The organism is Novosphingobium sp. PhB57, from assembly GCF_004342985.1.
In the GTDB taxonomy this organism is placed as follows: Bacteria; Pseudomonadota; Alphaproteobacteria; order Sphingomonadales; family Sphingomonadaceae; genus Novosphingobium.
In genome coordinates, this window is record NZ_SMBO01000005.1 from 1 (window position 1) to 20,238 (window position 20,238).

At 68.3% G+C, this 20,238-nt stretch carries 16 protein-coding genes; 10 read left to right on the top strand and 6 right to left on the bottom strand.

What is annotated here, in order from left to right; genetic code table 11:
• The first annotated feature begins 233 nt into the window (after positions 1 to 233).
• Together EDF58_RS15535 and EDF58_RS15540 are read left to right on the top strand one after the other, a co-directional pair.
• Positions 234 to 536: a UBP-type zinc finger domain-containing protein gene (locus tag EDF58_RS15535; RefSeq protein WP_134093543.1), complete on the top strand. Its 303-nt coding sequence runs from the start codon at positions 234 to 236 to the stop codon at positions 534 to 536.
• Positions 537 to 648: 112 nt separating this feature from the next.
• Positions 649 to 1,182: a PRC-barrel domain containing protein gene (locus EDF58_RS15540; RefSeq protein ID WP_132267845.1), complete on the top strand. Its 534-nt coding sequence runs from the start codon at positions 649 to 651 to the stop codon at positions 1,180 to 1,182.
• Positions 1,183 to 1,210: 28 nt separating this feature from the next.
• Here the strand turns inward: EDF58_RS15540 and EDF58_RS15545 are convergent, their stop codons facing one another.
• The 6 genes from EDF58_RS15545 to EDF58_RS15570 form a co-directional block, all read right to left on the bottom strand.
• Positions 1,211 to 1,504 carry a hypothetical protein gene (locus tag EDF58_RS15545; protein ID WP_132267265.1) on the bottom strand — a complete coding sequence of 98 codons (294 nt, stop codon included), beginning with the start codon at positions 1,502 to 1,504 and terminating at the stop codon, positions 1,211 to 1,213.
• 142 nt (positions 1,505 to 1,646) lie between these two features.
• A complete protein-coding gene (locus tag EDF58_RS15550) occupies positions 1,647 to 3,164 on the bottom strand; it encodes a tannase/feruloyl esterase family alpha/beta hydrolase (protein WP_132267267.1) in 1,518 nt (505 codons plus the stop codon).
• A 1-nt stretch (position 3,165) separates the two neighbouring features.
• A complete protein-coding gene (locus EDF58_RS15555; protein ID WP_243654291.1) occupies positions 3,166 to 4,914 on the bottom strand; it encodes a CocE/NonD family hydrolase in 1,749 nt (582 codons plus the stop codon).
• Between the two features lie 55 nt (positions 4,915 to 4,969).
• Positions 4,970 to 6,514, bottom strand: a complete 1,545-nt coding sequence (locus EDF58_RS15560; protein ID WP_243654292.1) for an alpha/beta hydrolase domain-containing protein — start codon at positions 6,512 to 6,514, stop codon at positions 4,970 to 4,972.
• Between the two features lie 11 nt (positions 6,515 to 6,525).
• On the bottom strand, positions 6,526 to 9,234 hold the full coding sequence (locus EDF58_RS15565; protein WP_132267270.1) for a TonB-dependent receptor: 2,709 nt from the start codon (positions 9,232 to 9,234) through the stop codon (positions 6,526 to 6,528).
• A 228-nt stretch (positions 9,235 to 9,462) separates the two neighbouring features.
• A complete protein-coding gene (locus EDF58_RS15570; RefSeq protein WP_132267272.1) occupies positions 9,463 to 9,960 on the bottom strand; it encodes a MarR family transcriptional regulator in 498 nt (165 codons plus the stop codon).
• Between the two features lie 130 nt (positions 9,961 to 10,090).
• On the opposite strand from EDF58_RS15570, the gene EDF58_RS15575 reads away from it, so the two are divergent.
• The 8 genes from EDF58_RS15575 to EDF58_RS15610 are packed head-to-tail and all read left to right on the top strand — an operon-like array spanning position 10,091 to position 20,149.
• Positions 10,091 to 10,603 carry a TRAP transporter small permease gene (locus tag EDF58_RS15575; RefSeq protein WP_132267274.1) on the top strand — a complete coding sequence of 171 codons (513 nt, stop codon included), beginning with the start codon at positions 10,091 to 10,093 and terminating at the stop codon, positions 10,601 to 10,603.
• The gene (locus EDF58_RS15580; RefSeq protein WP_243654293.1) at positions 10,600 to 11,904 is read left to right on the top strand and encodes a TRAP transporter large permease; all 1,305 of its coding nucleotides are present in this window, start codon (positions 10,600 to 10,602) and stop codon (positions 11,902 to 11,904) included. Before EDF58_RS15575 ends, EDF58_RS15580 begins: the two co-directional genes overlap by 4 nt.
• A gap of 4 nt (positions 11,905 to 11,908) precedes the next feature.
• The gene (gene dctP, locus EDF58_RS15585; RefSeq protein ID WP_132267276.1) at positions 11,909 to 12,982 is read left to right on the top strand and encodes a TRAP transporter substrate-binding protein DctP; all 1,074 of its coding nucleotides are present in this window, start codon (positions 11,909 to 11,911) and stop codon (positions 12,980 to 12,982) included.
• Positions 12,979 to 14,217, top strand: a complete 1,239-nt coding sequence (locus tag EDF58_RS15590; RefSeq protein WP_132267278.1) for a CaiB/BaiF CoA-transferase family protein — start codon at positions 12,979 to 12,981, stop codon at positions 14,215 to 14,217. The genes dctP and EDF58_RS15590 overlap by 4 nt, the downstream gene beginning before the upstream one ends.
• 1 nt (position 14,218) lies before the next feature.
• Positions 14,219 to 16,654 carry a 2-hydroxyacyl-CoA dehydratase family protein gene (locus tag EDF58_RS15595; RefSeq protein ID WP_207913017.1) on the top strand — a complete coding sequence of 812 codons (2,436 nt, stop codon included), beginning with the start codon at positions 14,219 to 14,221 and terminating at the stop codon, positions 16,652 to 16,654.
• On the top strand, positions 16,651 to 17,832 hold the full coding sequence (locus EDF58_RS15600; RefSeq protein WP_132267280.1) for a CaiB/BaiF CoA-transferase family protein: 1,182 nt from the start codon (positions 16,651 to 16,653) through the stop codon (positions 17,830 to 17,832). The genes EDF58_RS15595 and EDF58_RS15600 overlap by 4 nt, the downstream gene beginning before the upstream one ends.
• Positions 17,829 to 19,013, top strand: coding sequence for a CaiB/BaiF CoA-transferase family protein (locus EDF58_RS15605; RefSeq protein WP_132267281.1), 1,185 nt, complete (start codon positions 17,829 to 17,831; stop codon positions 19,011 to 19,013). The genes EDF58_RS15600 and EDF58_RS15605 overlap by 4 nt, the downstream gene beginning before the upstream one ends.
• Positions 19,010 to 20,149: a CapA family protein gene (locus EDF58_RS15610; RefSeq protein WP_132267283.1), complete on the top strand. Its 1,140-nt coding sequence runs from the start codon at positions 19,010 to 19,012 to the stop codon at positions 20,147 to 20,149. Before EDF58_RS15605 ends, EDF58_RS15610 begins: the two co-directional genes overlap by 4 nt.
• Positions 20,150 to 20,238: the final 89 nt, after the last annotated feature.

Sequence of the window (20,238 nt, forward strand, 5' to 3'; positions counted from 1 at the left end):
CGATCTCGATACCCGTTCGCATGCCGCATCGTCGCACGGCACCGAAAGAATGGGAATCCCTCAAGCGGACTCATTCGTTCCGATCAATCCACTAGCGACGGCGCCAAAGCGCGCTTGCCGGGCGCGGGGATCGACGCCATTACGGTAGCCGATGTTCGGAGCGGCTTCACCAGGCGGTCCCCGGCCATAGCCCATATCCACGCGAAGATTGCTGAACTCGACGGAGACAGATCATGACATCGTGCCCCCATAGCAGCACCATCAATCAGGTCACGCCAAGCGCGCGCGGCTGCGAGGAATGCCTCAAGATCGGGAGCCCCTGGCTGCACTTGCGCATCTGCCGCAGCTGTGGCCACGTCGGCTGCTGCGACCAGTCCCCGCACCGCCACGCCACCGCGCACTTCCACGCGGCACACCATCCTATCATCGAGGGATACGACCCGCCCGAAGGCTGGGGCTGGTGCTACGTCGACGAGGAAATGATCGACCTGCCCGACCAGACGCCGCAGCTGGGGCCGATTCCGCGCTACTACTAGGGCGTGAACGCAGGTACCAAGGCGGCCAGGGGCGTTGAGCAGTCTCCCGGTCGTTGCATGATGGCGCCCATCCTTGGAAGAAGCCGCTGGTTGGATCGCCCCCGCCGCAACGATGATCGCGGCCATGATGACCGCGTCCAACCTCGGCGCCCGCGTGACGGGATGGGGCTTTGTCGTGTTTACCCTCGGCTCCATCGCCTGGTCGGTGATCGGGCTCTCGTCCGGCCAGACCAACCTGCTTGCCACCAATGGCTTCCTGACACTGGTGAGCCTGATTGGCGTCTGGCGCTGGCTCGGCAAGCAGCGCGCCTATGAGGACGGCGACAAGTCCGCCACCGAGGAGAGCCGGCGCTCTGCCTCTCCCACGCTGTCCACCGCCAGCGGGATCGCCGGAATGCCCGTGACCGCCAGAGACGGAACATCCATCGGCAAAGCCCTCGAGGCGCTGATCGCTTGCGAGGACGCGGCGCTGAGCTATGTCGTGATCGCGTCGAGCGGTGTCGGCGGGATTGGCGAGGAACTGCGCGCCGTCGCCCGGGCCGACCTCACCTTTGCAGGCGACAGTCTGAAACTGCGGCGCGAAGCGGCCTGGTTCCAGGCCTTGCCGCCGCTGGCCGATGGCGACTGGCCACCCGCGCCGGAATAGAAACCGCTGCCAGAGCGCCCTGCCAAAACTATCGGGGAACGATGGCAGGCCCAGCGCCGGGCGAGGGGTCCTGCGTGATCCACACCGGGTTAGAATAGCACCACCGATCGGCATCGGGGTCTTCGCCCTCTGCGTCGAGGGCCGGTTCGCCCTCTCCGGTATTGGTGCCGCGAAGCCGGATGTAATAGGGCGTCGAGGCTGGCGGCAGCGGGAAATCGACGACGACCTCGCCCCTGTTCACCTGCTTTTCCGACAGCACATGGCGCTTCGGCACATGGCTGTCCGGGGCACCGGCCCGCACGGAGCCCAGGATCACATCCACGTGATCCCATCGTTTATGAACGGGTGTTCGTCGCGGTTCGAAAGTCCGTCTCTCAGGAGGCGGAATATGTAGTGTGAATGGCAATCGGGCCGGAAAGGCAAGAAAGATCGGGTGCGGCCGCCCCGTTCAACGCCCCGGCCGATTACTGCGGCCCCGCGCACCGGAAGCTGGCGGCGCGCTTCGGGTCTCCGCTGCCAAGGTAGCGGGCGGCCTGGGGATAAGGGCATAGCGGGCGCTCTGCCGCGACTTTGCCGTTTTCGCGCTTGATCGACAGGATCGCTCCGGGGACCGTGCCCGTGTCGAGCCAGCGTTCCAGCGCGGAGAGCATGTCATGCTCGGGCGCCCGGTCCAAGCCCTCGCCGCCGGTGGCGCCGAACAGGTCGGGGCCGGTGCCGCCCACGCAGTGGTCCATGCCCGGCACCATGTAGAGCCGCAGGAAGTCCGACACCCCGCCCATCCGCGCCGTCACCGCGTGGAAATAGCCGGTGGTCGACTGCGCCAGCACCAGCGGATCGGCCCAGCCCTGGTACATCAACAGCTTGCCGCCCCGCGCGCGAAAGGCGGTGAGATCGGGATTGTCGGCATGGAGGTTCATCACCCGGTCGATGGCGGGCAGATCGTCGGCAATGCGGAAGGTGGCGGCATCCCAGGTCCGGTCGCGATGAACCCCGTCTCCGAACAGCGACACCGCCAGATAGGGAGGCCCCGGCGTGAACGGCTCGGGCAGCGGCGTGGCGCTGACGGGAACGCCGGGCAGAATGCCGGAATCGATGCGCTTGCCGTTCTCGTCGTGAAGCGGACCATAGATCCGCCGGGCGAAAGCGATCTGCGCGGCGCTGAGGCACGCGCCGGAGCCGGGGCGGCAGAGCAGTTCGCCCAGGTCGAAACGGCAGGCGGCCGGGTTCGAGACAAGACCGTCCCTCACGCCGTCGTCGCCATCGCACCGGGCGGCACCCCTGCGGGCCACGAGCGTCCAGTCGGCCGCGGACATCAGCCCGGCATGGCGACGGTGCTCGATCATCTCCCACATGCGCCGCGCGCTCATGGCGGGGGTGTTGACGCCGGGTGCACCGGCCAGGATGCCGTCGTAGTCGCCGGGATAGCGCTGCGCCTCGGTCATGGCCTGGCGGCCCCCGCCCGAACAGCCAGAGAAGATCGCGCGGCGCACCGGCTTTTCGTAGAAGCCGGCGATCGCCGCCTTGGCCTTCACGGCCAGCAGGTGATTGGCGCGCTCCGCATAGTTCGCCGCGCGCTGCGGATCGCCCAGCAGCCAGTGCGGGTCGCTTGCCTTGTGGCCGGTGTCGGTGCTGGCGGCGGCATAGCCGCGCGACACGCCGCGTGCCAGTTCCCGGTAGTTGAAGCTGCCCGCCTGCCCGCCGACGCCGCCGGTCAGGAGGTGGCCGTTCCACGCGCGCTTCACCGGCAGCCACAGTTCGAAGCCGATCTCCTTCTCGATCACGCCTTCGATCCGGCAGAACCCGGCCTCAACTTTCGGCGCGCGGGCATCGGGAGAGGCAAAGCCGCTCCCCGCCGCGACCGGGGTGGCCCGCGTGATCCGCAAGTCCGGCACCGCGATCCGGGCCGCACCGTCGCAGGCCCCACCCGCCTCCACCGGCCCGGCGCCCAGCGACAAGGCCGCGAACAGCGCCAGCAAGGTCATCTCAGCCTCCCTTTGCGGGGATCACGGGAAGGGCGACCGAGGAGGCATGGGCCCGGTCGAAATAGACGGTGATGCGCGGCGGGGTGGCAATGTCGCGCGCGCGCTCGCGGTGGTCCGAACCGGTGACGGTGATCTGCATGCGGTGGCCCTTCCGGAACACCCAGGAAGTGGGCATCATGTCGAAGTGCAGGCGAACGGCCTCGCCCGGCTTCAGCGGCTGGGCGTCTTCCTTGTAGGCGCGGTGCCAGGGCACGCCGGCCGGCATCTTCCAGGGCGACGGCGCCTCCTTGCGCAGCGAGGCCTTCAGCCGCCCTTCGGTAACGACATGCACCGCACCGTCCGGTCCCACGTCTTCCAGATAGGCGAAGACATTGGCGTCGGGCTGGTCGGCCGAGATCCAGAGGTCGGCGATGGCATTGCCGGTCACCTCGGTATCCGCCGGAAGCACGGCGCCCGCCATGCTCACCCCGTTGCCCGCGACATGGCAGGGCTGCACTTGCGATCCGGAACCGGCATCGGGGCACTTCACGTCATAGTTGGCGGTGAAAGTCACCGGCTTGCCGCGCCCCGCTGCGGCCGAGAGTTTCGCGCCGTCGAGGAAGAGGGCGCGCATCTGCGTCTGCCTGAGCGGCCAGTCCGTCGTCGCCCGCCACTCGGTGCCGGGGGCGGCGTTGACGGTGAAGTAGTGGATCGGCGCGTCCTTCTCCACGCCGGTCTCGATGCCCTTCAGATAGCGATCGTAGAAGCGGTGCATCTCTTCGAGCAGCGCGAAATCGTCGCTGTTGCAGTGCTTCCACGGGCCGATGACGACGCGCGATCCGGGAATATTGGCATGGGCGATGAAGGCCTGGTCGCGCAGTTCGTCATTCCACCCGCCCTGGATGTACAGAGGCACCCCGCCGAGACGGATCTGGTCGGCATAGCTGGACGCGCTGCCTTCCGCCCAGAACCGGCTCGCGACCAGAGACGACCAGCTGTCGCGATAGGGAAGCTGCTTCCACATGTCGTAGAGCGGCGTGGAAAGCTGGTGTTCCTCGGCGGCCTGGCGCAGGATCACCTTGTTCTCGTCCCCATCGACGGGCGAGACCTTCATGTCGTCCTCGATCGTGCGCGTCGGGCCGGTGCCCCACTGCGCGAAGATGCCGCCGCGGCGGAAGGCATCGTACTTGTTCCAGGAGAAGCAGCCCGCGAAGACCGCCTTGAGCGCGGGCGGACGCATGGTCATGACATGCATCGCCGCATCGCCGGTGTTCGAGCAGCCGTAGACCCCCACCTTGCCGTCCGACCAGGGCTGCGACGCCAGCCACTGCGTCATGTCGAAGGCGTCCTGTGCCTCGTTGCGATCGTGATAGCCGCGCCGCACGCCGGTGGACTGGCCGTTCCCCCGCCGCGCCACCTGCACCACGACATAGCCGTAGCGGGTGAGTTCCTGGATGCGGCGATAGTCGCTCACCCGCTCGCCCGCCCCGTCGGCGGTCTGCTGCGAGATCGACAGCGTGTGGTGCCAGATCACCGGGAAACGGCCGTCGACCGGCTGGCCGTTCCTGGTCGGGCGGTCCACCCGGATCGCCAGCTTCACCCCGTCGCGCATCTCCACATAGCGCGAGGAGGACGCCATGCCGTCATACGTGGCAGCGGGCTGGTAATGGCCGAAGCTGCTCTGCGGGGCCTGGGCATGCGCCGTCCCGGCGGAGAGGGCTGCCATGACGAGAGAGGGGGCGAGAAGAGATGCGGACAGCGGCTTCATCATTTCAGACGTACTCTCGAATGGAAACACACAGGATCAGGCACGGGGAGCAGGCGGATCAGTGCACCGGGAACTGGGCCTCGGCATCGCGGCGGGCCTTGGCCTTGAGCGCGGCGGCATCCTCGGGCAGCAGCCAGCGCTGCTTCACCATGGCGTCGACTTGCGTATCGTAGCGGCGGACGAAAGCCTGCGCCGAGCCGTATCGGGCCTTGAGCGTCGCGGCGTCCAGGTTGGTCCGCACGAAGATCGGGCGACCCTTGGCCGGCGTGCAGGCAGGCAGATCAGTGCCCTTGTAGGGGCCGTAGGAGGCCAGCGGCACCTTGAACTCCGCCACCGGAAGCCCGCCCACCGGATTGCCCGTGGCATCGCGGCGGATCTTGTCGCCGTCCCACGCCAGCAGCGGCGCGTGCGGCGGCGCAACGCCCTTGTCCGCCCATTGCCGCAAGTTCTCGACCGCCGCGCGCGCCAGTGCGCCATGAGGGACATCGCTGATCGGCAGACGGCAGGTGTTGAGCGCGTCCTCCCCCTTCACGCCCGCCAGCGGATAGCCCTTGGCCGCCAGCTGCAGGAAATTCGGGCGCTTCTCGCGCGGTGGATTGCCGTCGATCATGCTGGCGCTGTGGACCACCGCGCCGAGCTCGTAGATCCGGTGCGCCCCCACTCTGGCGTCGCTGTCGGGCGTCTGCGGTCCGGGGCCGGTGCCCACCTCGAACTCGGACATGAATTCGATCACCGGCACGTCGATCGGCTTCAGGCTGCGGCGCGGATCGTCGTTGCGGGTCTGCGCTTCCTCGCTGTTGAGCGGGATATAGCCGCCGCCATTCCAGCGCGAGGATATGCCGATCAGGTAGCCGTCGAACACCGGCTTGCCGTTCGGCAGGCGCGCGCGGTCATGGAAGCCTTCGTTGATGAAGGTCCGCTGGACGCTGCCGGTGAAGGACCAGCCGCCCACCAGCATGCGCCGAACCTTCAACCCGCGCAAAGGGTTCTCCGCGCGGTCGCTCCGCAGCAGGGCGCCGATATCCGCCATGACCTGATAGCGGATGCCGTCCTCCTTCGGCCACTGGATCGCGCCGTAGCGCTGGGGCTCGAACCACTGGAGCACCTGGCTCTGCGCGGTCGGCACCGGTCCCTTGGCCGAAATCACGCGTGAGGGTGCATCGTCGCCCAGCCCCGCCGCCACGTAGATGTCGCCATGCGCCATCATGTAGCCGGACATCGCCACCCAGTGCGACGTGCCGCCCTGGGAGGGGTGGATCGGCTCGAAATGCACGACGCCGCTGAACTTCGCCGGATCCTTCGGGCGCCGCACGATGATGCGGGTGCCATAGGGAATGTCTTTGGCCAGCACCGCGAGCGTGCCCGAAGGATCGCGCCGGTAGGCATCGGCCGTGCCGTGGAGGAAGTATTCCTCCTCGACATAGCCCGCCGCGGCCAGGTCCACGGCCGGTACCGCGCCCGGCACCCAGGCCGTGTTGTAGACCTGGCTGTCCGCCGTGACGGGGATCGGGCCGTCGACCTTGTCGATCCCCGCCCAGGCCGGGACCGAGGCCGTGAGCGCCCCGGCCAGGATCATCATCGGGCCGCACACTGCCCGGCGCATCGGACCCGCCATCAGAACGTCTTGCTCAGCGAGAGGGAGACCATGCGGCCGATGGCACTGGTGGTCTGCGGATCGAAGCCCCCGCCGCCGCCGTTGGAGGTCGGCGCAAGGTCCACGAACGGCGGGTCGCGGTCGAACAGGTTCTGCACGTCCAGCCCGATCTTCACGCCCTCGGTGCCGGGAATGCCGGTGCCCTGCAGATCGTAGGACAAGCGCAGATCCACGGTGGTGTAGGACTTGATGCGCTCGACCGGGGTGACATACGTGTTGTTGTACCCGTTCTGCCAGGCCACCACCACGCTGCCGTCGAACCCGCCCTTGGACCAGCCGGCGATGCCGCGGGCCCGCCACTTGAGCGGATAGTCGATATTGTTGGCCTGATCGATCACCGGGCTGTCGGGCGTAATGCCGACCTTGTAGGTGAAGAAGTGCGTGCCCCGCAGCGAGAAGCGGATGTCGCCCGCGCTCTCGGTCGGGATCGGGACCGAAAGCCCGAAGTCGAGACCGCGCGTGATCGTCGTGCCCAGGTTGCTGGGGCGCCCGTCGATGAAGACCCCGGCCGCCTGCGCATTGGCGGCCGTGCCGCCGTTGACGTTGAGACCCGAGGCCACCAGATCCGCGATGCGGGACTGTGCCGCCGCGCCCCGCGTGATGATCGAGCCGAACAGGTTTTCCTGACGCAGCACGTTCAGGTTCGACAGATAGCCGTTGATCTGCCCTTCGTAGACGATGTCGAAATAGTTCAGGCTGAACACGGCGCGCGGCAGGAAGGCCGGCGAATATTCGCCGCCGAACGACCAGGTCCGCGCCGTCTCGGGCTTCAGATCGGTATTGCCGCCCGAAAGCGCCACGCCCTGCACCGTGGTGCCGACGGTGGGGTCGTAGTAGTTCTGGATATAGAGCTGAGTGCCGCCGGCACTCACCAGCTGCGTGAGCAAGGGCGCGCGGAAGGATTCGCCGTAGCTGCCGTGCAGCTTCAGGTCCGCCACCGGTTCCCAGTTGATGCCGATCTTGGGGTTCTTGGTGGTGCCCACGTCGCTGTACTTGTCGATACGGCCGGCCACGTCGAGCTGCAGGCTGTGGAAGCCCGGGATGGCATTGCCCGGTCCGAAGATCGGCACCAGCATTTCGGCATAGGCCGACTTCACGTTGCGCGAGAGGCGGAGGTCAGTGCCGGTCTGGGCTTCCAGCCGCCCGCGCAGCTGCCCCGTGCGCAATTTGAGCTGGTAGTATTCCGCGCCGATGGCCAGCTTCACGTCACCGCCGGGCAGCGTGAACAGGGTGCCGTCCAGCTTCGCCTCCGCCGCCTTCATGCGGCTGATGCCCTGCGTGGTGCTGACGTTGTTCATGATCGCGGCGATCACGTCGGGATCGTTGACCGAAGTGCCGAAGGGATTGAAGGCCATGGCCGGGTTGCTGCTGGCCAGAGCGGCGGCCAGTGCGGCGGAATCCGTCTGGCTGCCCTGGGTGAACACCCTGTCCTTGTTCCAGCCGTAGCTGCCGTAGGCGTCCAGCTGCCAGTCTCCGAACAGGTCCGCGGTGATCCCCGCCGTGCCCTGGATCGTCTTGGAGGTGATGTCCGAGGTCGAATAAGGGCCGTAGTCGTTGACGAAGGAATACTGCACGATCTCGCTGGCAGGGCTGGTTCCGGCAGGGGCCACGAAGAAGGCGTTGCTGCGCGGCACGTTCAGGTTCTGCGCCGCCACTTGTCCCCGCCGCACGGCATCGCGCCGAGAGGCATAGACATCGGCGTAGAAGCGGATCCCGTCCGTGATGTCCTGGTCGAAGTTGATGGTGCCCGCGTTGATCTCCTGCTGCGGCACCAGATCGATGGCCTTCAGGTTGTCGCACTTGTTGCTGGTGCCCGCGACGAGGCCGCCCGGCGTCGCGCCGCCCGCGGGGATCGCGTAGCTGCGGCCGCCGGTCACGATATTGCCCGGCGCGCATTGGGTCACGCGGTAGTCCGCACCCCCGCGCGCGGTCAGGTCGGCGCCGTAGAAGTCGCGGTCCTGGCCGCTCAGGTTGCTGCGATACGTGTGCTGGAAGGTTGCGGTGACCTGGCCGGTCGACCACTTGTGGCCGGCGATCATGCCGATCTGGCTTTCCAGGTAGTGATCCGCGACGCCGTGCTGGACCTCGATCTGCGCGCCTTCGTAGTTCCGGCGCAGGATCAGGTTGGCAACGCCCGCCACCGCGTCAGAACCGTAGACCGCCGAGGCACCGTCCGCGATCACTTCCACCCGCTCAAGCGCAAGGGTGGGAATGGTGGAGGGGTCGATCGTGGCCCCGGTCGTGCCTTGCGGCACCGCGCGGCGGCCGTTGATGAGCGTCAGCGTGGCATAAGGGCCGATGCCGCGCAGATTGATGGAGTTGCCATAGACCACGTTGCCCGCGCCGCCCGCACCGCTGCGGCTGGTATCGGAAACGCCGTAATTGGTGATCTGCGGGGTTTCCTGAAGCACCTTGATCGTGGTGGTCGCCGCCGACTGCTCGATCTCCGCGCGGCCCACGGCAACCAGCGGGGAACCGACCGGGGCAGCCCCGCGAATGCTGGTGCCGGTAACGATGATTTCCTGGACCGTCGGCGCTTCGGCTTCCTCTGCCTGCGGCTGCGGGGCCGCATCCTGGGCCCAGGCCGGCGTCGCCACGAGCGCGAAAACGGCCATGGCCCGACGCGAAACCAGGCGGGAAACGGGGTGACGCAAGGTAATGCGCGACATGTATTGACCTCCCAACCCGGCAGCACCGGGCATTTATCGTTTCGGCGATCTCACCGGCGCGAAGGGAGCAACAGCAGGGTGCCCGACCGGGCACGACACGACCTCTCCACCCGTCGCAGCGGCGTTATCGCCGTCCGCAGGCGCTCCTTGGCGCCATCGACAACACAATGATGGGGCTAGATCGTGGAGATTGTCAACTATCTTTTGAGAGGACGGTATTGTTTTTCTTTATAGCGATATCCCCGGCTCGTCATAAGCCAGATACATACGGTCCAGCAGCTCGCGCAGAAGCGCCAGTTCGGCCTTTGTCAGCTGATGCAGAACGGCATCTTCCGTTTCCGCCAGGATCCCGAACAGTTCGTCCAGATAAGTCTTGCCGGCTTCGGTCACGAACAGCGCATGGCGGCGGCGGTCAGTGGGCGAACGTTCGCGCACGGCCAGTTCGCGCTTCTCCAGCTCGTCCACGATCTGCACCGTGATCGACTTGTCCAGACCTACCGCCTTGGAGAGTTCGTTCTGTGAAATCCCCGGATTCGCCGCCACGATCGAAAGCGAGGAGAACAGGCCCGAGCGCATGTTGCGATCCGCCGTCGCCGCGGCGAAATCCCGCGAGAGCTGGTTCTGGATTCGCCGCAGGCGAAAGCCGATGAATTCGTCGAGCCGGCCGAGCTTGATGCCCGAATCCGCTGCTTGCGCCTCTGCCCGCTTGCTGCCGCCGCGCGTCACTGTTCCGTCCCTGCCTTAATCTGGTTTAGTGTAGTTGACAGATAGTTGAATTTCTCTACCATCATGCCGATCGCGTTATTAGACGGTTGAACCGCAGGGCTGTCAATAAGGCGGCCTTCAGGAGAGGAAGATGCAGAACGACCTGGACACAGGCGAGGTATCGCCTCCCGCGCTCGAAAAGCCCGAACCGGAAAGTGCCGCGACACGCGCGGCCTATCTCGTCGGCGGCACCGGCCTGTTCGTGGCCATGGCCACCGACGCCATTGCCGTACTGGGCCGCCACACCGGATTTACCCTGCTGGGCTCGATCGAAGTGGTCCAGACCTGCATCGTCCTCATCGCCTCATCGGCCATGATCTTCGCGACGCTCAAAGGCTCCCATGCCGCCGTCCACATCCTTACCGAGCGCCTGAGCGCCCCCACCGTCCAGCGCCTGGCCCGCGTCGCCTCGGCGCTTTCCGCGGCCCTGTTCCTGGTCCTGGCGGCGGGCTGCCTCTGGCTCGTCGCCGACCTCTGGAACGGTCATGAGAGGACCGAGTTGCTGCACATCCCGATCACCCCGCTGCGCCTCCTTCAGATCGCCGCGCTGGCCTTCGTCGCCCTGCTGTTCCTGCGCAACGCGCTTCGCAGGAGCGCACGATGAGCCCGGAAATGATCGGACTTCTCGGCATTGCCGCGCTTCTGGCCCTGCTGGCGGCCGGCGTGCCCATCGGCGTGGGCCTTGCAGGCGTGGGCCTGCTCGGCTTGGCCGTGCTGATCTCGCCCGAGGCGGCCGTGATCAAGGGCGGCGTCGTCGCTTTCGAAACCGTGATGAAGTATGAACTGGGCGTCCTGCCGCTGTTCCTGCTCATGGCGCACTTGTGCTTCGCGGCGGGCGCCAGCCGGGACTTCTTCGACGTCGCCGCGCGCTTCGTCGGGCACCGCAAGGGCGGATTGGCGCTCGCCTCCATCGCCGGATGCGCAGGCTTCGGCGCGATCAGCGGCTCCAGCCTCGCCACCGTCGCCACCGTGGGCGCGGCCGCCCTGCCGGAAATGCGCCGCGCCAAGTACCAGCCCGGCTTCGCCGCCGGTGCGCTGGCCGCGGGCGGCACGCTGGGATCGCTGGTTCCCCCTTCGGGCGCGTTGATCGTCTTCGGCATCATCGCCGAACAGTCGATCGGCAAGCTCTTCGCCGCCTCGATCATTCCCGGCCTGACCCAGGCGCTGTTCTACATGATAACGATCAGCGTCCTGTGCCACCTCAACCCCTTGCTCGGCCCCAAGTCCGAGCGCGTGGGCTGGCGCGACCGCCTGATCGGCATTGGCCGCATCGTCGACGTCATCGCGCTGGTGGTGTTCGTGATCGGCGGGCTGATGATCGGCTGGTTCACCCCCACCGAGGCGGCCTCCGTGGGCGTGGTCGCGGCGCTTGGCCTCTGCGCCCTGCGCGGCGCCTTCAACCGCCAGGCCATCGGCAGCGCCGTGGCATCCACCCTGCGCACCTCGGGCATGATCTACGTCGTCATCATCGGCGCCATTCTGTTCGCGACCTTCATCAGCACCACCGGCATCGCCGACGTCATGTCCGCCTGGGTGCGCGACATGCACGCCAGCCCGGTTCTCGCGATCATCGCCATGGCCCTGCTGCTGCTGCTGCTCGGCTCGTTCCTGGACGGTCTGGCGCTGATGCTGCTGACTACCCCGATCTTCCTGCCGATCGCGCAGGAACTGGGCTACAGCGCGATCTGGTTCGGCATTTTCCTGACGCGCACGATGGAGATCGGCTTCGTCCATCCTCCGCTCGGCCTCAACGTTTACGTCATCCAGGGCATCGCCAAAGACATCCCGCTTTCCGCGATCTTCAGAGGCATCCTGCCGTTCCTGCTCGCGGACTTCCTCCATCTCGCCCTCATCATCGCGGTGCCCGCGCTGACCCTGTGGCTGCCCAGCGTGACGGGAGGCTGATCCGATGCGTCCAAAGTTCCTTTTCGCCGCCGCGGCCCTGGCGCTTTCCGGCTCCCTCGCCGGCTGCGGAGCGGCGCCGGCTCCGCAAGGCCAGGCGCAGGCCGAATTTACGCTGACATATGCCAGCCCCTATCCGCCCAGCCATCCTTTCAGCCGGGCCGACCAGGAGTGGATGGCCCAGGCCGAGAAGGCCAGCCTGGGCCGGCTCGCCTTCCGGCCCTACTGGTCCGGCGCGCTGCTCTCCAGCGACATGAGCATGGAGGAGATCCGCCACGGCGTTGCCGACATCGGCCTGATAACGCCGATCTACGCCAAGGGCGGCGCGCATCTGCTGCGGGTCCAGTCGGGCTTCTACGGCGGCGTGCGCGACATCGGCGAGCAGATCGCGGTCTACGATTGCCTGGCCGCCCGCTTCCCCGGTTTCGGCAGGGAATTGCACGGCCTCCACGTCCTGGCGGTGCAAGGCGGCAACTTCCCCGGCGTGCTCACCCGGACGCGGCCGATCCGTCACCTCGAAGACTTCCGGGGCCTGCGCCTGCGCGCCCAGAGCGACGCGGTGGACGTGCTCAAGCAACTGGGCGCCGATCCCGTCAACATGCCCATGAGCGAGGTCTATTCGGCGCTGGCCAAGGGGGTGATCGACGGTGTCGTCGCCCCGGCCGACACGATCAAGAGCCTGCACTTCTCGGAAGTGGCCAAGCACTTCACCTCGATCCGCTTCAGCCGCGGCGCCTATCCGGCCCGCGCCGTGTCCGACCAGGCCTGGCGCCGCCTGCCGCCCGACTTGCAGCGTTTGCTAATCGCTTCGCGCAAGGACTGGGAAGCCGCGCTCAACCGCGAACTGATCGCGGCCGAAGCGGCCGGCATCGCCTTCGGCAAGACTGACGGCGTCGATTTCTCTCCCCTCCCCGCCGGCGAGCAAGCGCGCTTCGACCGGCTCTACAACGCCGACGCCTTCGGCCAGGCCCAACGCCTGTCGCAAGTCGGCATCGACGGGGTGCCCGTGTTCCGGGCCGCCCAGCAACTCATCACCACCGGCACCGCCCATCACTGCGCGCCGACGGAGGACCGCCCATGACCACTACCGAACGTCCGCTTGAGGGCCTGCGCGTCATCGACCTTACCCGCGCCCTGGCCGGCCCCTATGCCACGCTCCTGCTGGCCGGCCTCGGCGCCGAAGTCATCAAGATCGAGGACCCGCGCGGCGGCGACCTGGCCCGCGAGAACAGCCCTTACGTGGGCCGCGACGGCATCGTCGTGGAACGCCGGCACGAGGACGACGTCTCCGTGTCCCACCTCACCCGCGCCCGGGGCAAATACGGCGTCGCGCTGGATTTCAAGAAGCCCGGCTCGCAGGAGGTCTTCCGCGACCTCGTGCGCTCGGCCGACATCGTCGTCGAGAACTTCACCGCCGGCACGGCCGACCGCCTGGGCATCGGCTATGAAGTGGCGCGCGCCGAGAACCCCGGCGTGATCTACTGCTCGCTCAGCGGCTTCGGCGCCACGGCAGCGGACGGCAAGGCGATGGACATCATCATCCAGGCCCTGTCCGGCGCGATGTTCGCCAGCGGCGGGCATGACGAGCCGCCCGTGCGCATCGGCATTCCCATTGCCGACATGCTCGCCCCCGTCTTCGCGGTGATCGGCATTCTTTCCGCGCTGGAGCAGCGCCACCGCACCGGCACCGGCCAGCACATCGACGTATCCATGCTGGGCGCCCTCACCAGCTTCGTCGCGATCGAGAACTGGTCGGCCATGGCCGCAGCGGGCATGCAGGCCCGCACCGGACTCACCGTGCAGCGGCTCTCACCCTTCGGCGTCTTCGAATGCGCGGACGGCTATGTCGCCGTGGTCGCCGTGCATGAAAAGCTGGCGCAAGGCCTGTTCCGCGCCATGGGCGAGCCGGCGCTCTCGGCCGACCCGCGCTTTGCCAACCGGGATTCGCGCGTTGCCAATGCCGCAGTGCTGGAAGCCCGCATCAACGCCTGGTCGCGCAGCCTGCCGACGGCCGAAGTCGTCACCCTGCTCGAAGCCGAAGGCGTGCCCGTGGCGCCGGTGCGCCACCCGGAAGACGCTCTGGTCGATCCGCGCGTGGTCGCCCGCGCCGAGACGATGGAAGTCCATCACCCCAGCTACGACACGCATATCGACTTGCGCACCGCGGGTATTCCCATCGTCTTTTCGGGCGCGCGCACCGGCTTCGACGATGTGCTTCCCGTGCGCGTCGGCGAACATGCGGAGACGATCCTGACCGGCCATCTCGGCTACTCGGCGGAAAAGATCGCCGATCTGCGCGCCGCCGGAGTTATCTGAGGTGTCGGCCAGCAGCGCTCTCGACACGATCGCCGCCGCCTATCGCGACGCGGAAGGTGTGGCAGCCCGCCTGCGCGCGGAAGGGTGCGCCGTGCTTCGCGTGATCGGCAGCGATGCGCCCCTGCCGCTCCTGCGCGCGGCGGGTTTCGCGCCCGTTCGCATGGCGCCGCGTCCGGAGATGGCAACGCCGCGCGCCGATGCCCTGCTCGGGCCATCGACCGGCCGGCGCCGCGCGCATCACCTGGTGGAACTGCTGCTGGACCCTGCCATGACCGACCCGGTGCTGTTCACCCGCGCCGATGCCGAGCAGGCGCAAGTCTTCTCCGCCATCCGCGAGAACGCGCGCCTGCAAGGGCTGGGACTGGGCGTGCCGGGGCCGCGCAAGGCGACGCTGCTGGATCTGCTGCACATCGATCGCCCCTCCAGCCGCCGCTACAACGAGGCGCGCCTCGCACAACTGCGCAAATGGCTGACGGCCGAAGGCGGCTGCGCCTTCACCGATGAGGACCTTGCGCGCGAGGCCGACACGGCCGACGCCGTGAACGCCCTCCTGTGCGATCTCGACGCGCTGCGGCCGCGCTTCTCCGGCACGCAGATGCTGCAATGCCTGGGCGCCTCCGCCATTCTCCCGCCGGAGGAACTGCTGCCCCTGCTGCGCGCCCTGCGCGACAAAAGCGCCTCCCTTCCGGAAGCGACCGGCCGGCCCGTGCTCCTCGCCGGCTCGCCCCAGGAGACGGACCTGCATTACGCAGCAATCGAAGCCGAGGGCCTGCGCATCGTCGGAGAGGTGCAGGACTGGGGCATGACGCGCGCCGCCCGCCCCGCCCCGCGCACGATGGCCGAGTGGACCGACCCCGCTTACGCCGTGCCGGCCGCCGCTGCCCAGAGCGCCGCTCTGGCGCAGCAGGCGCTCGAAATGGCCGGCCGCCGCGGTATCGAACGCATCCTGCACCTGACCGTGGACGGCGACGAAGCCGCCCCCTGGACCCTGGCCGCGCTCCGCAGCGCGCTGCCTTCCCATGAGATCCTCGCGCTCCAGAGCGCTCTGGGCGACACCGGCGAGCTGGCCCTGTCCCTGCGCGGGGAAGAACCGCCGCGCCCTGCCGCTCCAAAGCCGCAAACGGCGCCATCGACACCGCGCCTGCGCAGCCGCAAGGTCCTGCAGGCATCCGCTTCCTCGGGCGACTATCAGCGCGCGTGGTTCGCCTCCGTGCGCGAGCAGGTCGCGCAAGGCTCGCCCTTCGCGGTGGTCAACGCCAATGCCCCGCAGGAAATCCTGCGCGCGCTGGGCGTGCCGTTCGTGGTCAACCAATGGTGGGCCTCGATCGTCGCCGCCAAGCAGCAGAGCGGGCGCTATCGCCGCCTCCTGCGCGGCCGCAACTACCCTACCGACGCCGAAGCCTACAGCGCCCAGGGCCTGGCCGCCGCGCTGGACCATGACGCCGAACAGGCGCCCTGGGGCGGGCTGCCGCGACCGGACTTCGTGCAGGCCATCGCTTCGAGCGACGCCACGCCCGGCATCTTCGAGGCATGGGCCGGGGAAAGCGGCGCCGCCCCCTACCTCTACGAGCGCACGGTGGACCCGCGGTGGGAGATCGAAACCCGCTGGTGGGACGCCCTGCCGCACCGCTGGGACGAAGTGCTGGAGCCCGCGCGGCTCGATCTTCTGGTGAGCGAACTGCGCGACGTGATCGCTGCCGTGGAGAAGCGCACCGGCCATCCTTTCGACGAAACCCGCTTCGTCGAGGTGATGAACCTCGTCAACGAGCAGGAAGAATATTACCGCAAGACGCGCGACCTGATCGCCCGCACCGTGCCCGCTCCCATCGGCCTCGTCGATTCCATGCCGGCGACGATGGTGCCGCAGTGGCATCGCGGCACCGAATGGGCGCGCGATGCCGCCAGGGCGCTTTACGAGGAAGTCGCCGCGCGCGCCGCCGAGGGCCTTGGCGCGGTCGCCGAAGAGAAGGTTCGCCTCATGTGGGTCGGCCGGGGTCTCTGGAGCAATACCGCGTTCTATCAGAAGTGGGAGGACAGCCACGGGGCGGTCTTCGTCTGGTCCATGTACCTTTCGCTGGCGGCGGACGGCTATATCCGCAGCTTCGATGCGGACGGAACGGGTGGGCGCGATCCCCTTCGCGCGCTGGCCGCCCGTTTCCTGACGATGGGAGACGAACTGCGCATGCCGAGCTGGGCCGCGCCCTGGCATGTCCACGAGGCCGAGACCCACAGCGTCCACGGGGCCGTGGCCCTGAGCGACGCCGATCCCTTCGTGCTGCGCGCCCTTGCCGCCGCCGGGATCCCGGTGCTGGAACTGGGCGTGGACAACTATGCGCTGGACCGCGCGGACGGCGCGGATCTCGAAGCCCGCATCGCCGCTTTCATCGAAGGCCCCTGCATGCAGATGGCCGAAGCCCGCCGAAAGGCAGTGGCATGACGGCGCTTGGCGGGCTGACGGTCCTGGACTTCTCGCGCTTCCTGCCCGGCGCCTATTTCGGCTGGCTGGCGGGCGACATGGGGGCGGACGTCATCCGCATCGAGCACCCCCGCGAACTGGCCAAGGCGAAGACGATGTTCGGCGCCGGTGCGGACGAGGACGCGGAGACCCTGCGCCGCGCCCGGCAGACTTATACCCGCAACAAGCGCTCGCTGCTGCTCAACCCCGGCCATCCCGAGGCCGCGCCGGTCATCCATGCCCTGGTCGAGCGGGCGGATGTGCTGCTGGAAGACTATCGCCCCGGCGTGATGACCGCGATGGGCCTCGGCTACGAGGCGCTGGCGGCGATCAATCCGCGGCTGGTCTACTGCTCGGTGTCCTTCGCCGGGCAGACGGGACCGTTGGCAGGCCGGGCCGGGCACGATCCCGCCGCCCTGGCACTCGCCGGCGCGCTGTCCCGCCTCAACGGCACGCCCGTGCCCACTTTGCCGGGCGCACAAGTCGCCGATGTGCTGGCAGGCGCCCATGCCGCCATTGCCGTGCTCACCGCGCTCCAGGCCCGCCATGCCAGCGGAAAGGGCCAGCATGTCGACGTGGCCATGACCGAAGCCGCCATGCCGCTGCTGATGGTCGCGCTCGGCCGCGCCGAGGACCCTGCCGCCATCGGCTTTCCCACCGGCGCCTGGCATCCCAAGGGCGGCGTCTGGCTCTGCGGCGACGGTGAGTGGCTCTGCACCACCGACATGGAGCCGCGCTACTGGGCGCGCTTCTGCGAGGCCGTGGGCCGCCCGCACTATGCGGCGCGCCAGTTCGACACCGCCGCCCATCCGGCCATGCAGGAAGACCTTGCCGCCCTGTTCGCCGCGCAGCCCCGCGCGCACTGGCTCGGCCTGCTGGAAGCGGCCGACACCCAGGCCATGCCCGTGCTCACCCCGGGGGAAGCGCTGCGCCACCCCCACGCCGAAGCGCGCGGCATGCATGTTGCGCTGCTCACGCCGGCCGGCACGGTCGAGCAGATCGGCACGCCCTTCCACCTTTCCGATCATCCACCCGTCGCACATCGCCCCGCGCCCCTGCCGGGCGCGGACAATGCCGCAATCCTCGCCGAACTCGGCTTCGATGCCGCGGCGCTGGAGGCGACCGGCCTGTTTTCCAGCGGCGCGGGAGCCAGCCGATGAACGCGCTCGACGGCATCAGGGTGGTCGACCTCACGCACGCCATATCCGGTCCGACCTGCACCAATGCGCTGGTCCAGATGGGCGCCGAGGTCGTGAAAGTGGAGCCGCCGCATATGGGCGACGGCTTCCGCCACTATACCGAGCATGCGGGCGAGCCGCTGCTCAGCGTTCCCTTCGCCTCGATAAACGCCGGCAAGCGCTCGATCGCGCTGGACCTCAAGACCGATGGCGCCCGGGCCGCCTTGTGGAAGCTGGTGGAGCAGGCCGACTTCCTGGTCGAGAACTACCGCCCCGGCGTGCTGGCGCGGCTCGGCTTCCCGGTCGAGGAACTGCGCCGCCGCAATCCGCGCCTCATCGTGATCTCGATCACCGGCTTCGGCCAGAGCGGCCCGCTGGCTCAGTGGGGCGCTTACGACCACATCGCGCAGGCCATTTCCGGCATTGCCGCGCTGGGTGCCGTGGACGGTGAACCGCGCAAGATCGGCCTGCCGATCATCGACAGTTTCACCGGCTATATCGCCGTGATCGCCGCCCTGGCCGCCCTGCGCCGCCGCGACGCCACCGGCGAGGGCGAACATGTCGACGTGGCCATGCTCGACGCGGCGCTCAAGCTGGCGAACCAGACCGTCTCGGTGCACAGCTATACCGGGCAGACGCCCGGCGGCACCGGCAACCGGGGCTTTCGCATGGTGCCCACGTCCGAGTTCTATCCCACCGCCGATGGCTGGATCGCGCTCGGCGCCAACAACCAGGCCCAGGTCGAGGCGCTGCTGCGGGTGCTGGGCGAAGAAGCCATGCTTGCCGACCCGCGCATGGCCGACCACGCCGCGCGCGTGGCGAATTACGATTTCGTGCGGAACTGGCTGGAGCAGGCACTTTCCCGCTGGGGCGCAGAAGACCTCGAAGCGCGCCTTACCGCCGCGAAAGTGCCCGCGGCGATGATCCGCGAAGTCGGCCAGATCGTGCAGCATCCGCACATCGCCCAGCGCGGCTCGCTGGAGGCGGTGGACCTGCCCGGCCACGACCGGCCGCTGGCGACGATGGGGCCGGGCTTCGCCACCGATCCGCTCGCCGCGCGGCGCGTGCCGGTGCTCGGCGCCGACGGGGAGGCCGTGCTGGCCGAACTGGGGTACGACGCGGCCGCCATCGCCGCCTTGCGCCAGGAAGGAGCACTGGCATGAGCCGCCCGATCGATCTCCTGTTCCTCGGCGACATCATCCTCGACGTTCCCGATCCCGACCACTGGCTTTCGGGCATCGCCGAAGTGACCCGCGCGGCCGACCTGGTCATCGGCCACCTCGAAGTCCCGCACACCCTGCGCGGCGAGGAGCTGGAAGGCGACGTTCCCGCCCCTGGCGCCGAACCCGCGCATCTGGCGGCACTGGCGCGCGCCAACATCGGCATGCTGTCGATGGCGGGCAATCATATCGCGGATTGCGGCGCGATCGGCATTGCCGACACCATAGCCGAACTCGATCGCCTCGGCATCGCCCATGCCGGTGCCGACGCGAACCTCGCCCTCGCCCGCAGGCCTGCCGTGGTCGCGCGCCAGGGGCGGCGGATCGCGCTGCTCAGCTACAACTGCGTCGGCCCGGAAATCAGCTGGGCCACCGGGAGCCGGGCGGGCAGCGCCTATGTCAACGTCCTCGCCGCCGACGGCGGCCCCTCGCGCCCGCAGGCCGAACTCGTCGCCGCCGATCCCGGGTCAGTGGCGCAGATGCAGGCGGACATCGCGGCGGCAAGGCTTGAAGCGGACGTAATCGTGATGGCTCTTCACAAGGGCATCACTCACCGCCCCGCCGCGCTCGCACCTTACGAGCGCCCGCTGGCCCATGCCGCCATCGAGGCAGGCGCCGACATCGTGGTCGGCCATCACGCCCACATCGCGCGCGGCATCGAGTTCCATCGCGGCCGGCCGATCTTCCACGGCCTTGGCAACGGCTGCGTCGTCACGCATGCACTCACCCCGGCGCAGGACCATCCGGCCCGCGCGGAATGGGCGGAGCGGCGCAAGAAGATGTTCGGGTTCGAGCCCGATCCGGCCTATCCGCTGGCCCCGTTCCATCCCGAGGCGGTCAACGGGTTGATCGGGCGTTGCCGCATCCATGCCGGCGGCAGGGTGGAGACCGGCTTCCTCCCCATTTGGTTCGCGCCGCCGGGCCGCCCGGTCGTTCCGGACGGAGCCCTAAAGGACGCCGTCGCCGCCTATATCGATCGGATCGGCCTTGCGGCGGGGCTGCCGCCGCTCGAAATCTTGGACGATAACGGCTGGATCCACCTCGGCTCATTCGCGTCTGACGCGGCACCAGCGCTGTAGATCGCGGCGGGGCTGGCACGGCAGCACCGTATACCGTCATCGATTTGACACCGGCGAGAAATAGGAGGGCGGCCACCTCATCACCTCAA

What these genes read in the sequence shown, in the direction of transcription:
- EDF58_RS15535 (WP_134093543.1), top strand. Translation starts at nt 234, where the DNA reads ATGACATCGTGCCCCCATAGCAGCACCATCAATCAGGTCACGCCAAGC.
- EDF58_RS15540 (WP_132267845.1), top strand. Translation starts at nt 649, where the DNA reads ATGATCGCGGCCATGATGACCGCGTCCAACCTCGGCGCCCGCGTGACG.
- EDF58_RS15550 (WP_132267267.1), bottom strand. Translation starts at nt 3,164, where the DNA reads ATGACCTTGCTGGCGCTGTTCGCGGCCTTGTCGCTGGGCGCCGGGCCG.
- EDF58_RS15555 (WP_243654291.1), bottom strand. Translation starts at nt 4,914, where the DNA reads ATGATGAAGCCGCTGTCCGCATCTCTTCTCGCCCCCTCTCTCGTCATG.
- EDF58_RS15560 (WP_243654292.1), bottom strand. Translation starts at nt 6,514, where the DNA reads ATGCGCCGGGCAGTGTGCGGCCCGATGATGATCCTGGCCGGGGCGCTC.
- EDF58_RS15565 (WP_132267270.1), bottom strand. Translation starts at nt 9,234, where the DNA reads ATGTCGCGCATTACCTTGCGTCACCCCGTTTCCCGCCTGGTTTCGCGT.
- EDF58_RS15575 (WP_132267274.1), top strand. Translation starts at nt 10,091, where the DNA reads ATGCAGAACGACCTGGACACAGGCGAGGTATCGCCTCCCGCGCTCGAA.
- EDF58_RS15580 (WP_243654293.1), top strand. Translation starts at nt 10,600, where the DNA reads ATGAGCCCGGAAATGATCGGACTTCTCGGCATTGCCGCGCTTCTGGCC.
- dctP (WP_132267276.1), top strand. Translation starts at nt 11,909, where the DNA reads ATGCGTCCAAAGTTCCTTTTCGCCGCCGCGGCCCTGGCGCTTTCCGGC.
- EDF58_RS15590 (WP_132267278.1), top strand. Translation starts at nt 12,979, where the DNA reads ATGACCACTACCGAACGTCCGCTTGAGGGCCTGCGCGTCATCGACCTT.
- EDF58_RS15600 (WP_132267280.1), top strand. Translation starts at nt 16,651, where the DNA reads ATGACGGCGCTTGGCGGGCTGACGGTCCTGGACTTCTCGCGCTTCCTG.
- EDF58_RS15605 (WP_132267281.1), top strand. Translation starts at nt 17,829, where the DNA reads ATGAACGCGCTCGACGGCATCAGGGTGGTCGACCTCACGCACGCCATA.
- EDF58_RS15610 (WP_132267283.1), top strand. Translation starts at nt 19,010, where the DNA reads ATGAGCCGCCCGATCGATCTCCTGTTCCTCGGCGACATCATCCTCGAC.